This is a genomic window from Bradyrhizobium sp. HKCCYLRH3097 (assembly GCF_051167875.1).
Taxonomy (GTDB): Bacteria; Pseudomonadota; Alphaproteobacteria; order Rhizobiales; family Xanthobacteraceae; genus Bradyrhizobium.
Genome location: NZ_JBNPTX010000004.1, coordinates 287914 through 302718, shown reverse-complemented (window position 1 = coordinate 302718; position 14805 = coordinate 287914). Strand labels below are relative to the sequence as shown.

Here is a 14805-nt window from a genome sequence, read left to right as displayed (position 1 = left end):
CAACGCAACATCGGTAGCGCGACGGCCGCTCACCGAACTTGATCCGGCGCAATGTCCCCATCTTTCCCGCGCGCCGCAGAGGGCAGAGCCGAAAGTCGTATTGGGGCGGGTTTCACTGCAATGTTACTGAAGAGCAAGGTCTCCGCGACCTGCGCCGTCCAAGTCCGGCATGCGGAGGCGAAAGCCATCATCACAACAATCATGGGGAGCGAATGCCGATGTCAACAATGGTAGCCACACAAGCGAGATCGGGAGGCATGACGAAGGACGAACGCTTCGTCATTCTGGCCTCCTCTCTCGGCACCGTCTTCGAGTGGTACGACTTCTATCTTTACGGGTCGCTGGCCTCGATCATCGGCGCGCAGTTCTTCAGCGGCTATCCGGCAGCCACCCGCGACATTTTCGCACTGCTCGCGTTCGCCGCCGGCTTCCTGGTCCGCCCGTTCGGCGCGATCGTGTTCGGCCGCATCGGCGACATCGTCGGCCGCAAATACACCTTCCTGGTCACGATCCTGATCATGGGCCTGTCGACCTTCATCGTCGGCCTGCTGCCGAACGCCGAGACCATCGGCTTCGCGGCACCGGTGATCCTGATCGGCCTGCGCCTGCTGCAGGGCCTCGCGCTCGGCGGCGAGTATGGCGGCGCCGCGACCTATGTCGCCGAGCACGCCCCGATGGGCAAGCGCGGCTACTACACCTCCTTCATCCAGACGACGGCGACGATGGGCCTGTTCCTGTCGCTGCTGGTCATCCTGTTCACCCGCACCATCATCGGCGAGGCCGACTTCGCCAAATGGGGCTGGCGCATTCCGTTCCTGGTCTCCGTGCTGTTGCTCGGCGTCTCCGTCTGGATCCGTCTGCGCCTGAACGAATCGCCCGTGTTCCAGAAGATGAAGGACGAGGGCAAGAGCTCGAAGGCGCCGCTGACGGAAGCGTTCGCGAACTGGGGCAACGCCAAGATCGTGTTGCTGGCGCTGATCGGCGCCACGATGGGCCAGGGCGTGGTCTGGTACACCGGCCAGTTCTACGCGCTGTTCTTCCTGCAATCGATCCTGAAGGTCGATGGCTACACCGCCAACCTGCTGATCGCCTGGTCGCTGCTGCTCGGCACCGGCTTCTTCATCGTGTTCGGCATGCTGTCCGACAAGATCGGCCGCAAGCCGATCATCATGGGCGGCTGCCTGATCGCGGCACTGACCTTCTTCCCGATCTTCAAGATGATCACCACCAACGCCAATCCGGCGCTGGAGAAGGCGATCGAGGCGACGAAGGTGGAAGTGGTGGCTGATCCCGCCGGCTGCGGCGATCTGTTCAACCCGGTCGGCACCCGCGTCTTCACCGCGCCTTGCGACACCGCCCGCGCCTTCCTGGCCCAGTCCTCGGTCAGGTACTCGACCGTTTATGGCCCGGCCGGCTCCGGCGTGAAGGTCACCTTCAACGGCAAGGAAGTGCCCTACACCGATGCGAAGACCAGCAACCCGGCGCTGACGGCCGCGATCGGCGAGGCCGGCTATCCGAAGGCGGGTGACGCCGGGATCGTCAAGATGGCGCATCCGTTCGACATCTTCCGTCCGCAGGTGGCCGCCATCATCGGTCTGCTGTTCATCCTGGTGATCTTCGTCACCATGGTGTACGGCCCGATCGCCGCGATGCTGGTCGAGCTGTTCCCGACCAAGATCCGCTACACCTCGATGTCGCTGCCGTATCACATCGGCAACGGCTGGTTCGGCGGCCTCCTGCCCGCAACCGCCTTCGCGATCGTGGCCTCGACCGGCGATATCTATGCCGGCCTGTGGTACCCGATCTTCTTCGCCGTGATCACTGCGGTGGTCGGCTTCCTGTTCCTGCCGGAAACCAAGGACGTCGACATCCAGGCCAATTGATCACGAGGCGAGCGGCACCCCGCTCGCATCTGCCTCCAACGACGAGCGGCCGCGGATCACTCCGCGGCCGTTCCGCATTTCAGACCCGCGGGTTTTCTCTTTATGGCCTCAGGCCGCGCCGATGAACTGCAATACCACCTCGCGCCGATGCGGACGCGCACGATGCTCGATCAGATAGAGCGCCTGCCAGGTGCCGAGCATCATGCGTCCGTCCTGCACCGGCACCTGCAGCGAGACCGCGCTCAGCATGGTCTTGACGTGTGCCGGCATGTCGTCCGGCCCCTCGGTGTCGTGCATCCAGCCGGCATCCTCCGGCGCCAGCCGCGCCAGCGCCGTGGTGAGATCGTGCAGCACGGTGGGATCGGCATTCTCCTGGATCGTCAGCGACGCCGAGGTGTGGCGAACGAACAGGGTCACCGCGCCTTCCCTGGCGGATACTTCACGCAGGAACGCCTCGACCTCGCGCGTGAGATCGGTGAAGCCGCGGCCCGAAGTCTGCGCCGTCAGGATCGACGTCGCCACCGTATCGATCGCGACGACCGAAAGTGCCGTGCGCGAGGCCGATCGTGCCGACATGGATACAGCCTCCTCGAAGCGGTCTCAGATCCTGCCCGAGACGTCCTTCTGCACCCGTGTTGCCATGTCGAGCAGCCGGCGCCAGGCCTGCTCGAGGAACCCCATCATGCGGTCCATGTCCTGGTCGCTGGGCAGCGGGATCTCGAGCTTGCGCGTTCCATCGGAGGATTTCGATTCACCCGGCTTGTCCCCCGTCCTGGGTTCGGCTTTCCTCAACTGATCGGACTTGGGCAGCGCCTGATCTTTCGGCAGCGGCTCATCAATCTTGCCGGAGATGCTCTGATCGCGCGACGCGAGCTGGCCCTTGAGCTTTTCATTCTCCGCCTGCAGACGGCCGATCTCGGCGTCCAGCGCGGCGCGCTCATCAGGCACCGCGTAACAGGCAAAGCCCGATCCACTGCTGTTGTTGCACATCGAGACCGCACCGGTCTTGGTATCGAGCCGGATCACGCCGTCCGATGTCGTCGACATCGTATAGCGTCCCTTGTCGCCGTCAGGCGCGGTGTCCTCGACCGCAAACGCCTCTCCGCCCAGGCAGCTCAACGCCAGCAGCGCGAGGAGGGACGGCCGGTACGGCTTCGTGAGACTCATGGCTGGCTCTCCAAGGCGCATTCGCAACCGCCGCCATGCACGCCGACATTGTGTCGCGGCCATGACGTTGCCTCAGGTGCGATCCCCTGCCACAGGCCGCACCTATGCTTCGGACGTATAGGCGGAGCGACCGGATTTCAACGCGTCCGCCAGCAGCTCGAGGCGGTCCTGCCCCCAGAAGATCTCGCCGTCCAGCACATAGGCCGGCGAGCCGAACACGTCGGCCCCGATCGCGTCCTGCCGGTTCTGCTCGTAGGCCGCCCCGACCACGTCCGTCGCCGCCTGCGCCACGAGATCGCGGCCCGGCAGCCCGGCTGCATCGGCCAAGCCGGCGATCACCTCGGCATCCGCAAGATTGAGCTGCTGCTCCCAGATGGCCGGGAAGGCGCGCTGCAGATAGGGCTCGGGATCGAGGCCGGCCTGCTGCGCCGCGATGACGACGCCGTCGGCGAGCCGGGCGTTGAAGGGCCAGTTGCTCGGCTGGATGTGGAAATCGAGACCGCGCTTGTCGCGCCACCGCTTCAGCTCGACGATGCGATAGCGCTGCCGCGCCGGATGGCGCTTGGCCAGCGGAAGCCCGCCGGTCTCGGCGAACAGATCCACCAGCATGACCGGTTTGAGGTTGACGGTCGCGCCGTGGCTCGCGGCGATGTCGCGGAACAGCCGGTGGCCGATATAGGCCCATGGCGACTGCAGCGAGAAATAGTAATCGATCTGGCGCGACATGCGGGTTCCCGTGCCGGTTGGAGGTCAGCGACATCGGATCAGAGGGCACTGACAGGTGCAAGATCGCAGCCGCACACAACACTGTTGATGCGGCGCGGTGACACGCGCGACCGATCTGACGAAAAAGCCGAGAAAACGTGTAAATTCAGGTATCTAACAGTTCAACACGCAATCTTGACTTGGGGGGATGCGGTCAGTATGGTCCGCCCGGCTTTAAAGGGCGATGGGGCGCTAATTCCTGAAACTCGCGGCCGGGTCGGGTCTCCACACGTGGCGGATGGCACATGGCGGATGACACGAACGAGAGCAGCGGACACAAGGATCGCGACAAGTCGCCCGATGAGGTTGCGCTTTCCGCAAGGCTCGGAAGTCTCGACCAACGGTTGTCCGAAATTCGCGACGGCCGCTCGATCGGGACTGATCAACCTGGAATCGGCAGCGGTGACACTGCAGCCAGGGCTTCGGCCATGGCGCGTGGCCTGCGACTGTCGTCCGAGTTGATTGCCGGTGTCCTCGTCGGCGCGGTGCTTGGATGGGGCTTCGACCGCTTGCTGTCGACATCGCCCTTCGGATTCATCGTGTTTTTCCTGCTCGGCTTCGCCGCCGGCGTGTTGAACGTGGTGAGATCCGCAGGCATAGCTCCCGACAGGCCCCGCCAGTGAGGCATGCGCGGAAGACCTCGGCGCGGAAGACCAACGAGTGAATTGCAAAGCGCCGGCGTGGCCGGTGAACAATGAGACGCCACGCGGATGATCGATCCGATCCATCAATTCCACCTCAACAAGATCTTCACGATCGGCCATATCGGCAATCAGGAGATCACCTTCACCAACTCGTCCGCGTACATGCTGCTCGCGGTCGTGCTGATCGCCGTCATGATGATGGCCGCCGGGCGCGCGCTCGTGCCGGGCCGGTTCCAGTCGGTGGTCGAGCTGTCCTACGAATTCGTCGCCAACACCATCAGAACCAGCGCCGGCTCGCACGGCATGACGTTCTTCCCACTGGTGTTCTCGCTGTTCATGTTCATCTTCGTCTCGAACATCGTCGGCATCATCCCCTACACCTTCACCGTCTCCAGCCACATCATCGTCACCTTCTCGCTGGCGCTCTTGGTGTTCCTGACGGTCATCATCTACGGCTTCTACAAGAACGGCCTGAAGTTCTTTAAGCTGTTCGTGCCGTCCGGCATCCCCGCGGTGATCCTGCCGCTGGTGGTCGTGATCGAAATCATCTCTTTCTTCTCCCGCCCGATCTCGCACAGCGTCCGTCTGTTCGCCAACATGCTGGCCGGCCACGTCACGCTGAAGGTGTTCGCGAGCTTCGTGACCATGCTCGGCGCGCTCGGCTTCGTCGGCAAGGTCGGCGCGCTGCTGCCGCTCGGCCTCACGGTCGCGCTGACCGGCCTCGAGCTGATGGTCGCGTTCCTCCAGGCCTACGTCTTCACGATCCTCACCTGCATCTATCTCAACGATGCTATCCATCCGGGCCACTGATCCGGCCCTCTCTACCAAACCCCTCAAAGGAGTTCGTTTCATGGATCCGGTTGCAGCGAAGTACATTGGCGCGGGCATTGCCTGCATCGGCATGGGTGGCGCGGGTGCCGGCATCGGCATCATCTTCGGCAACTACCTGTCGGCCGCTCTGCGCAATCCGTCGGCCGCTCAGGGCCAGTTCGGCAACCTGATTTTCGGCTTCGCGGTGACCGAAGCGCTCGGCATCTTCTCGCTGCTGATCGCCCTGCTCCTGCTGTACGCCGTCTAAGACGGCCTGAGCCGGACAGGAGAAGCCCGTGGCTGAAAGTCATGGCGAGGCCAAGGGCGGCGAGGCCAAGGGCACCGCAAGCGCCCATACTGAGGCCGATGGCGGGCATGGTTTCCCTCCCTTCCAGAAGGAAACCTTTCCCTCCCAGATCGTCTCCCTGGTGATCGCCTTCGTGGCGCTGTACGTGATCGTTTCGCGTGTGGCGCTGCCGAAGGTCGGGGCCGTCATCGACGCCCGCCAGAAGTCGATCGACGGCGATCTGGCTGAAGCGCAGCGGCTGAAGGATGAATCCGAAGCCGCGATGAAGGCGTATGAGAGCGAGCTGGCGACGGCTCGTGCCCGTGCCCAGGCGATCGGAGCGGAGACCCGCGAGAAGCTCGCGGCTTCTTCGGACGCCGAGCGCAAGGCGCTGGAAGACAGCCTCGCGGCCAAGCTCGCGACGGCTGAGAAGTCCATCGCCACCACGCGCACGACCGCAATGAGCAATGTCCGCGGCATCGCCGCAGACGCAGCCAGCGCGATCGTGAAGCAGCTCACCGGCAAGGCCCCCGCGGCCAAGACGGTCGAGGCTGCGGTCGATGCATCGTTGAAGGGAACAGCCTGATGCATTTGCTCGCTGATCCGGAAACCTGGGTTGCGATTGCCTTCGTGATCCTGATGGGCCTGTTCGCCTATCTCGGTGTCCATCGCACGGTCCTGAAGGCGCTCGACAATCGCTCCGAGCGCATCAGATCCGAGCTGGCGGAGGCCAAGCGGCTCAAGGAAGAGGCGGCCAAAGTGCTCGCCGATTACAAGTCCCGCCGCGCCAGCGCCGAACGTGAGGCCGAGGAGATCGTCACCAGCGCGAAGGCGGAAGCCGAGCGCATCGCGGCGGAGGCCAAGGCCAAGATGGAAGACTTTGTCGCCCGTCGCACCAAGGCCGCCGAGGGCAAGATCGCCCTCGCCGAGGCCCAGGCTCTCGCCGACGTCAGGTCCGCTGCGGCGGAGGCAGCCGTCCAGGCCGCCGCGACCGTGCTGTCGCAGTCGGTCAAGGGCGCTCTTGGCGAAGACCTCGTCGCTAAAGGCATCGCGGAAGTCGGCCGCAAGCTGAACTGAGCGGCAGTCCATCTCATTCATCAACTTCAAAAGGCCGGGGCGATCCCATCGCACCGGCCTTTTGCTATTCACGCTCTCCGGCGAGCGCCTCGCGCCACGGCAATCGTCACCGCCGCTTCTTGCCGTGCGGTCGCTCCGGGGTCAGCGCCTGCGGGTCGAAGCCGATGTAGAAGACGTAATTGTCGGCATTGGCGCCGGGCGGCGGCACCGGATAGACCATGTCCTCGGCGACGATCGTGAACGGCACGCTGCCGTCCTCGGTCATCTGCACCGTGGTGCGATACGACTTGGTCGCGATCACCTTCTCGCCGATGCCGCCTTGAACCACGGCGATGCGCATCGGAATGTCGACGCTCGCCGGCGCGCCCGCGGGGCCGGCAACGATGCGGCCCTGGATGCCGATCTTGGCGGTGATTTCGGCCCCGTTGAGACTGCATTCGCGCGCGGTCTTGGTGATCGACGCCTGGAACCGGACGTCGTTGCCGACGGCCTGCTTGCCGGGCGCGGCCACGGCGTAGGTCGAGGCGCCGGCGCGAATGTTGACCGGCGGACAGGTCAGGCCCTCGGTCGGATCGACCGGCGGTCCGCCGCTGGCGGGCAGGTTCTCCTGCCCCTTGTTGTCGGAACCGCCGCCGAACAGGCTCTTGAAGCGGTCGGTCAGCGATTGGGCGGCTGCCGGCGGCGCCGCGCCGGCGGCTCCCAAGGCCAGCAGCACGGCTGCCAACGTTCCAGCCCTGATCACGCTCGTCTCTCGCATCGTCTGATATCCCCGGCAACTCGGTCGCCCAGCCCAGGCGTCTATACCCATTTCAGAGGCCGGAACCAGCCCCGATCGGCCTCTCCCGCGGCGATCCCGATCACGATTGCTACCCCCGGAAATCCTCGTGCAACAGGCCGTAGAGGTAATGGTCCTGCCAGACCCCGTTGATGCAGAGGTAGCGACGCGCCAGGCCCTCGCGGGTGAAGCCGCATTTCTCCAGCACGCGAATCGACGGCGTATTGGTCGGGATGCAGGCCGCCTCGACCCGGTGCAGATTGAGCTCGCCGAACAGGGTCGGCAGCAGCAGCCGCAGCGCCGCCGTCATGTAGCCATGATGCGCGAACGGCTGCCCCATCCAATAGCCGATGGTGCCGGCCTGAACGATGCCGCGGCGGACATTGGCGAGCGTGATGCCGCCGAGCATGGCGCCGTCCTGCTCGCGGAAGACGATGAACGGATAGGAGCGGTCGGCCGAGATGTCCTCGGCATAGCGGCGCAGCCGGCGGCGGAAGCCGGAGCGCGTCAGGTCATCGGATGGCCAGATCGGCTCCCAGGGCGTGAGATAGTCGCGGCTGATCTCGCGCAGCCGCGCCCATTGCGCATAATCGGCCATCTGCGGCGCGCGCAACAGCAGGCCCTGGCCGCGCGGAGCCAGCGCAGCCGGTCCGTTGGATGGCAAGCGAAACAGGGCCATCTGTGATGCTCCCCCTGCTCTTTCCGGGTCGAAGCCTGCTCCGACCCACCCCAGATCTCCGATGCCGAGCGCTGGCGGATTGCAATGCGCGGACCGCACCGAGCCGCACCACGTTCAGTGCAGTTGGGCTTTCGATCTCGAACCGGTCAGACCTTCGGCGAAAGTGACCGCCGTGTCCAGACCCCTGCCGGTGCCGAGCGCGACGACCGCCGGCTTGCTGCGTGCGAGCAGCGCCCGCGCCGCATCGCGCGTGCTCTCGACGCTGACCGCCTCGATCTTGGCGACCATCTCCTGCAACGTCTGCGGCCGGCCATAGGCCAGGATATGCCGCGCCAATTGCTCGGCACGGGCACTGCAGCTCTCGAGCGCCATCAACAGCCCGGCCTTCATCTGCGCCTTGGCGCGGGCGACCTCGGCCTCGCTCAAGGTCTCCACCGCGTTGCCGATGATGTCGACCACGACCTCCATCATCTCGGGCGCGTCGGCGGGATCGGTTCCGGTGTAGAGGCCGAAGAATCCCGTGTCGCTATAGGGCGCGTGGAACGTGTAGACGGAGTAGCAGAGCCCCCGGTTTTCGCGCACCTCCTGAAACAGCCGGGACGACATGCCGCCGCCGAGGATGTTGGTGAACACCTGCAGCGAGAACAGCGACGGGTCGGCCTGCGGCACGCCCTCGAGCGCCAGCGTCAGATGCGCCTGCTCGAGATCGCGATGCACGACGCGCGAGCCGCCCTTGCCGAATGCCGCCGGCAGCGGCTTCGGCGCCGGGCCGCCATTGAAGCTGGCAAATCGTTTCGTCACGTCTTCGACCACGCGCTGATGATCGACGGCGCCGGCCGCGGCGACCACCATGTCGGGGCCGCGGTAGTGCGTCGACAGATAGCCGTGCAGCTTGTCGCGATCGAACGCCTCGAGCGTCTTGGCGGTGCCGAGCAGCGAGCGGCCCATCGGCTGGTCCGGGAAGCAGAGCTCGTTGAGATGCTCGAACACGACGTCGTCGGGCGTATCCTGTGCCGCGCCGATCTCCTGCACGATCACGTTCTTCTCGCGCTCCAGCTCCTCCGGCACGAAGGACGGATTGGCGAGAATGTCGGAGAGCACGTCGAGCGCCATCGGCACGTCGGCCTTCAGCACGCGGGCGTAATAGGCCGTGGTTTCGGTCGAGGTGCCGGCATTGAGATCGCCGCCGACCGCCTCGACGGTCTCGACGATCTCGCGGGCGCTGCGCGTGGTCGTGCCCTTGAACGCCATGTGCTCGAGCAGATGCGAGATGCCGTGCTCGTCCGGCTTCTCGTCGCGGCCGCCGACGCCGGCCCAGACCCCGAGCGCCGCCGTCTCCAGATGCGGCATCGTGTCGGTGACGACCGTCAACCCCGTCGGCAGCTTGGTGACTTCCACGCCCATCATGCAATTCCCTGCTTGGCGGCCCGGCTGACCGAGCGGATGAACTTCTCCACCTCGGCCTGGTCGTTCCGCATGATCCTGATGTCCTCGCGCCTGCTCATCAGCCCTTCGAGCCACACCGGCAAATGCGGCCGCATCCCGCAGGCGGCCTCGACCGCATCGGGGAATTTGGCGGGATGCGCGGTCGACAGAACGATGTTCGGCACCGACAGATCGGTGCCGTCGCGATCGGCCACCGCCAGCGCCACCGCCGTGTGCGGATCGACGAGATCGCCGGCCTCGCGGAAGGCGGCGCGGATCGCCGCCGCCGTCTCGGTCTCGTCGGCGCGGCCGGCATCGAAATCGGCGCGGATCGCCGCCAGCATGGCATCCGGCAGCACGAAGCGGCCGGACTGCTTGAGGCCGTCCATCAGCCGCCGCACGGTGCCGGCGTCGCGGCCGCCGGCTTCGAACAACAACCGCTCGAAATTCGACGACACCTGGATGTCCATCGAGGGCGAAGCCGTCGCATGCACTTCGCGCACCTCGTAGATGCCGGTCGTCAGCGTCCGGGCGAGGATGTCGTTGACGTTGGTCGCGACGCGCAACGTGCGCACCGGCAGGCCCATGCGCTTGGCGACATAGCCGGCGAAGACGTCGCCGAAATTGCCGGTGGGCACGGTGAAGTCGACGGCGCGGTGGGGTGCCCCGATCGCGACCGCCGAGGTGAAGTAGTAGACCACCTGGGCGACGACGCGCGCCCAGTTGATCGAGTTGACGCCCGACAGCCTGACCGAATCGCGGAAGCCGTGATGGTTGAACAGGCCCTTCACGATCGCCTGGCAGTCGTCGAAATGACCTTCGATCGCCAGCGCATGGACGTTGGCCGCGCCCGACGTCGTCATCATCCGCCGCTGCACCTCGGAGATGCGGCCATGCGGGAACAGCACGATGAGGTCGGCATTGTCGCGGCCGGCGAAGGCCTCGACCGCCGCGCCACCCGTATCGCCTGATGTCGCCACGACGATCGTGGTGCGCTCGCCGCGCTTGGCCAGCACGTGGTCCATCAGCCGCGAGATCAGCTGCATCGCCACGTCCTTGAACGCCAAGGTCGGGCCGTGGAACAGCTCCAGCACGAACTGATGCGGCGCGATCTGGTCGAGCGGCACCACGGCGGGGTGACGGAACGTCGCATAGGCCTCGTTGGCCATGCGGCCGAGCTCTTCGTCGGAAATCTCGCCGGCGACGAACGGCTTGATGACCTCGACGGCGACCTCCCAATAGGGCCGGCCGAAAAACGACGCGATCGTCGCGGGCGTCAGCTGCGGCCAGGTCTCGGGCACGTAGAGGCCGCCGTCACGGGCGAGCCCGGTCAGCATCACATCGCAGAAGGTGAGCGCGGGGGCTTCCCCGCGGGTCGAAACATAGCGCGTCAAACCGCTCTCCTGACCTGCGTCACCAGGCCATAACCCGTTGATTGAATTCGAAATCGGAACCGCCCGGCGGCAACATGGTCCGGCACCATAATGGTTTTGACCTTGTTGCGAAACCGGTTGTTGCCGCAGCGATGGTCCCGGCTGCGGGTTACGGCGGCGTTACGGTGGGTCACGGGGCATCGGTTACGAGACTTGGGTCGCAACGGCTGACCCGGGCCGGTCCAGCGGACCATCCGCCCCACCGCTTTCATCCCCGGTTCAACCGGGCGATCCCGTACGCCGCGGCGGCCGCGGTCGACCGCACCGCCGCGGCGTCCCGGATCCCCGCCTGCGCGGGGATGACGGCGGTGGATGTGGCGATCAACCGGGCCGCATTCGCGACTGCCCGACGAAAACATCGGTCGTTCCTCCGTCATTGCGAGCGAAGCGAAGCAATCCAGGGGTGGGGGGCGGAACTCTGGATTGCTTCGTCGCTGTGCTCCTCGCAATGACGTGGAGAGAGCCGACGGCTTCACAGATCGCCCGCCCGCGGAACCGTCTGATCCCGGTCCGCGCAGCTTTGCCTTCTCGCGGCGCGATCGGCGCCCGAGCTCTGCAAGAAATTCTCCCTCCATGAAGCAGAGGGCGCAGGGAAGACCGGATGCCGGCTGGCACCCGCGGCCCCCGTGCGAACAAGAATGCACGGGGCAGGAACCACAGGTTCAGCCAGAGCGACCCGGCCTTCCCTGCGCGATGGCTTACGACTTATATGCGATCTCCTCGGTGCACCGGGCTTGTTGGCCACCGTCATCGACGCGATGCATGGGCACCAGCGCCAACTTGATACCAGCGTCGGGGTATCAGGACCACGCGACTTCACCGTCCGTGCCGGCCGCACTCGTCAGTTGCAGCCGACCCGTCCATCGCACCCCACCTCACGTCCGTGACGACGCGTACGCCCCTCGCAACGAGGCGGGATAGACAAAGACAACCACGATTTCGGAAAATATGAAAGAGGAATTTTCGCGCAGACTAGACTGGATTGGCTGATGGCGTTGGACCTGCTCGCCAAAAGAAAGTTTCGGAGCAGCCAGGCGTATTAGTTCGCGGTGCGCTCGGGCCTAGATCCTGGCAGCCCGTCGGGCGACTCAGACGAGTGCGGCAGGCGCTGCTCCGCAATGCAGACCGCAGAGCAGCTTCACTCCCGGTGTCGTCCCGTGGAAGCCCGACGACGCGCATGCATCGACGGATGCCGACCAGGGACGACAGCGGAGTTTTGGGGGCGCTGGTCAGTAGCCCGCATGAGCGCAGCGACATGCCGGGTTACGCGCCCAGGTGAGTAAGACGCAGTCGGCAGCCGTCATTGCGAGCCATCCGGTCGCGCATCGCGCGGCCGGATGAACGAAACAACCCGGCTCCATCCACAGATTGCGTCGGCGCAACGATGCCTCGCAATGGCGGGGATAGAGGTCTCCTGACGCTCTCGGTCTGCAGTCATCCGCAGGCCGAGCGGGCTTAGCGCGTCAACTCTCTGTAGCACTCGCGGACTTCGTCCGACTGATCCTCGGCGCTCGGACATGGCTCGATGCGAAAGCAGGCGATCCTTTCACGCGACTTATAAATGACGAGCCTCACGCGCTCGGCCGTGTCAGTCGATTTCCCGGCGAGCGCTATGCCAAGTCCCGAATCGTCGCCCGACAGCGCCAACCCATCTGCTTCAAAGGAAACACCGGCTACGCACTCCGCCGGAACATCTGTCCACCCTCCGCCATGCTCGATGCGCATCGATCTTTCCACGCTTGCGCCAAGCTTCTCCGGATTTCGGTTGCAGTTGGGCTTGAGGGCGCGCAGCTCGATCCTTGCGAGATCGTGCCCCTGTTGGTTCTTGAAGCTCAGGATTGCAGCGTCAGGCCTGCACCATGGACCAGAGTTCGCGCGGCATGCCATCGAACTGGAGAGCAGGAGGCACAGGGCTCCGGCGAGCGCGATCATCTTCATCGGCATGAGCTATGATCCGTCATCGATTCCAATAAGGCAGTGAGAGCCTAGCGGCCTGCCTTGCGTTCGACGGAACGAATACGCCCAAACTCAGTGTTAACAAAGCTCAACAGTTTATGGGCTGTAACACCGTCTGGCCGTGGCGCCCTGGCAAGACTTGTGGCTCCCTTGAACCGGAACCGTGGCTGGGTTGTCAAATCCAAGCGCCCCTGCCCGAGCGGGCCAGTATCAGATGGAGCCCCCCATGATCGTCGTAACGACGGAAAACGTGACCGGCCACCGCACGGTGCGGATGCTGGGGCAGTGTTTTGGCGTGGTGGTGCGCAGCCGCGGGCTCGGCGGCAATCTGGTGGCCAGCCTGCGCTCGATCGTCGGCGGCGAAATCCACGAATACACGCAGATGCTGGAGGAGGCGCGGCGCCATGCGCTCGACCGGCTCGTGTCCAACGCCACCTCGATGGGCGCCAACGCCATTCTGATGATGCGTTTCGATAGCGCCGAGATCGGCCAGACCATGAGCGAGATCGTCGCCTATGGCACCGCCGCCGTCATCGAACCCGCGCCGTAATCGATCTCGTGCTCTGGCTCGCGGTCATATCAGCGGTCGTCCTGGTGTGGTTCGTCTTCCGCCAGGGAGGCTACAAGCGCGACGCGCTCTCGGCGCCGCCAGGCCCGGACTGGGTCAAGACCGAGGAGCGTTTCGTCGATCCCACCAGCGGCGAGACGCTGGACGTGTGGTTTCATCCGCGGACCGGCGAGCGGGCGTATGTGAGGGCGGGCCGATCCGTGTAGACCGCGGTCGAACGCGGGAGACCATCGCACCGACGACACAGGGAAGCCGCGTCACATTCCGCCGTCGTCCCTGCGAACGCAGGGACCCATAACCACCGGCTTCGGTGGGACGACGACTGGCAGTTGCGCTTCACCGATAGATTCCGCGGTATGGGTCCCTGCGTTCGCAGGGACGACAGCGGTGCGTGGAGTCACGTCTTGCACATCTTCACTTGCGAGCGCTGAAAGCCTAGCATCGTCAACACAGAGATCGAGCGCGAGACCTCCATGATCATCCAGCACATCGCAGCCTTCACCGACGGCCCACGCGGCGGCAATCCGGCCGGGGTCGTCATCTGCGAGGCGCTGCCCGAGGCCGCCACCATGCAGGCGACGGCGGCGGAGATCGGCTATTCGGAGACGGCGTTCGCGGCGCCCATCGGCGACAAATGGCGGGTGCGCTATTTCGCGCCGCAGGCCGAGGTGGATTTCTGCGGCCACGCGACGATTGCGCTCGGCGCGGCGCTGGCGAGGCACGAGCGCTCCGGCACGTTCGCACTGACGCTCAACCATGCCGAAATCACTGTCGACGGGCATCATTCGGCGACCGACTGGAGCGCGGCGTTTCGATCGCCGCCGACGCTGACCCGGGCCCTGCCATCTGCGGCGCTCGACAAGATCCTGGCGCTGTTCGGGCTGTCGCAAGACGAACTCGACGAGCGGATCCCGCCGGTGATCGCTCACGCCGGCATGGATCATCCAGTGATTGCCCTGCGCGACCGCAGCCGCCTGGCTGCCATCAGCTACGACTTCGCTCGAGGCCAGGTGCTGGCACAGCGTGAGCGCTTCTGCACCTTCGCCCTCGTGCACGCCGAGACGCCGCAGCTGTTTCACGCCCGCAACCCGTTTCCGTTCGGCGGGGTCTACGAGGATCCGGCGACGGGCGCTGCGGCCGCGGCGCTGGCCGGCTATCTGCGCGAGCTCGCCTGGGCGACCGAGCGGCCGATCGTGATCCGCCAGGGCGAGGACATGGGCGTGCCCTGCTGCCTGCAGGTCGATCTCGACGGCCCTCCAGGCGCGCCGGTCCGGGTGTCCGGGCGAGCCCGGTTGATTCACGCGTGATTTGATTTGAAATCCCGGGGCGCTTGGCTG

Annotated in this window: 17 protein-coding genes; 9 read left to right on the top strand and 8 right to left on the bottom strand. The window is 65.4% G+C overall.

All coding sequences use genetic code 11. The features are described 5' to 3' along the window. The first annotated feature begins 212 nt into the window (after window positions 1-212). Entirely contained in the window at window positions 213-1883 is a 1671-nt protein-coding gene (locus tag ACQR0U_RS12935) for an MFS transporter (RefSeq protein ID WP_315717904.1), read from the top strand. 108 nt (window positions 1884-1991) lie between these two features. On the opposite strand, the gene ACQR0U_RS12930 is transcribed toward ACQR0U_RS12935, so the two are convergent. The 3 genes from ACQR0U_RS12930 to ACQR0U_RS12920 all read right to left on the bottom strand — a co-directional run bounded on the left by ACQR0U_RS12930 (window position 1992) and on the right by ACQR0U_RS12920 (window position 3776). Further along, complete coding sequence (locus tag ACQR0U_RS12930; RefSeq protein WP_315717905.1) at window positions 1992-2459, bottom strand: secondary thiamine-phosphate synthase enzyme YjbQ; 468 nt, start codon at window positions 2457-2459, stop codon at window positions 1992-1994. 24 nt (window positions 2460-2483) lie between these two features. Next, window positions 2484-3050 (bottom strand): hypothetical protein, encoded by a 567-nt coding sequence (locus tag ACQR0U_RS12925; RefSeq protein WP_315828027.1) that lies wholly within the window; start codon window positions 3048-3050, stop codon window positions 2484-2486. Between the two features lie 102 nt (window positions 3051-3152). Beyond that, window positions 3153-3776 carry a 2-hydroxychromene-2-carboxylate isomerase gene (locus tag ACQR0U_RS12920; RefSeq protein ID WP_316195045.1) on the bottom strand — a complete coding sequence of 208 codons (624 nt, stop codon included), beginning with the start codon at window positions 3774-3776 and terminating at the stop codon, window positions 3153-3155. Between the two features lie 284 nt (window positions 3777-4060). Here ACQR0U_RS12920 and ACQR0U_RS12915 point away from each other — a divergent pair, with 284 nt between their 5' ends. From ACQR0U_RS12915 to ACQR0U_RS12895, 5 genes are all read left to right on the top strand, one after another. Continuing rightward, window positions 4061-4438 (top strand): AtpZ/AtpI family protein, encoded by a 378-nt coding sequence (locus tag ACQR0U_RS12915; RefSeq protein WP_315717908.1) that lies wholly within the window; start codon window positions 4061-4063, stop codon window positions 4436-4438. Between the two features lie 87 nt (window positions 4439-4525). Then, window positions 4526-5269, top strand: a complete 744-nt coding sequence (locus ACQR0U_RS12910) for a F0F1 ATP synthase subunit A (protein WP_315735910.1) — start codon at window positions 4526-4528, stop codon at window positions 5267-5269. A 40-nt stretch (window positions 5270-5309) separates the two neighbouring features. After that, complete coding sequence (locus ACQR0U_RS12905; RefSeq protein WP_006615622.1) at window positions 5310-5537, top strand: F0F1 ATP synthase subunit C; 228 nt, start codon at window positions 5310-5312, stop codon at window positions 5535-5537. Window positions 5538-5565: 28 nt separating this feature from the next. Beyond that, window positions 5566-6141 (top strand): F0F1 ATP synthase subunit B family protein, encoded by a 576-nt coding sequence (locus ACQR0U_RS12900; protein ID WP_434843289.1) that lies wholly within the window; start codon window positions 5566-5568, stop codon window positions 6139-6141. Next, window positions 6141-6632, top strand: coding sequence for a F0F1 ATP synthase subunit B family protein (locus tag ACQR0U_RS12895; RefSeq protein WP_315717911.1), 492 nt, complete (start codon window positions 6141-6143; stop codon window positions 6630-6632). The genes ACQR0U_RS12900 and ACQR0U_RS12895 overlap by 1 nt, the downstream gene beginning before the upstream one ends. 106 nt (window positions 6633-6738) lie before the next feature. Here ACQR0U_RS12895 and ACQR0U_RS12890 read toward each other — a convergent pair whose 3' ends face one another. The 5 genes from ACQR0U_RS12890 to ACQR0U_RS12870 form a co-directional block, all read right to left on the bottom strand. After that, entirely contained in the window at window positions 6739-7356 is a 618-nt protein-coding gene (locus ACQR0U_RS12890; protein ID WP_316165809.1) for a hypothetical protein, read from the bottom strand. A gap of 142 nt (window positions 7357-7498) precedes the next feature. After that, window positions 7499-8086 carry a GNAT family N-acetyltransferase gene (locus ACQR0U_RS12885; RefSeq protein ID WP_315717912.1) on the bottom strand — a complete coding sequence of 196 codons (588 nt, stop codon included), beginning with the start codon at window positions 8084-8086 and terminating at the stop codon, window positions 7499-7501. A 114-nt stretch (window positions 8087-8200) separates the two neighbouring features. After that, a complete protein-coding gene (locus tag ACQR0U_RS12880; RefSeq protein ID WP_315751523.1) occupies window positions 8201-9490 on the bottom strand; it encodes a M16 family metallopeptidase in 1290 nt (429 codons plus the stop codon). After that, window positions 9490-10905 carry a threonine synthase gene (gene thrC, locus ACQR0U_RS12875; protein WP_316170726.1) on the bottom strand — a complete coding sequence of 472 codons (1416 nt, stop codon included), beginning with the start codon at window positions 10903-10905 and terminating at the stop codon, window positions 9490-9492. Before thrC ends, ACQR0U_RS12880 begins: the two co-directional genes overlap by 1 nt. 1494 nt (window positions 10906-12399) lie before the next feature. Next, window positions 12400-12888: a hypothetical protein gene (locus ACQR0U_RS12870; protein WP_316175653.1), complete on the bottom strand. Its 489-nt coding sequence runs from the start codon at window positions 12886-12888 to the stop codon at window positions 12400-12402. 238 nt (window positions 12889-13126) lie between these two features. Between ACQR0U_RS12870 and ACQR0U_RS12865 the strand changes: the two genes are divergently transcribed. From ACQR0U_RS12865 to ACQR0U_RS12855, 3 genes are all read left to right on the top strand, one after another. Next, window positions 13127-13450 carry a heavy metal-binding domain-containing protein gene (locus tag ACQR0U_RS12865; protein ID WP_315717915.1) on the top strand — a complete coding sequence of 108 codons (324 nt, stop codon included), beginning with the start codon at window positions 13127-13129 and terminating at the stop codon, window positions 13448-13450. Between the two features lie 8 nt (window positions 13451-13458). Then, window positions 13459-13674: a hypothetical protein gene (locus ACQR0U_RS12860; RefSeq protein ID WP_434843290.1), complete on the top strand. Its 216-nt coding sequence runs from the start codon at window positions 13459-13461 to the stop codon at window positions 13672-13674. Window positions 13675-13941: 267 nt separating this feature from the next. Continuing rightward, a complete protein-coding gene (locus tag ACQR0U_RS12855) occupies window positions 13942-14775 on the top strand; it encodes a PhzF family phenazine biosynthesis protein (protein ID WP_316172612.1) in 834 nt (277 codons plus the stop codon). Window positions 14776-14805: the final 30 nt, after the last annotated feature.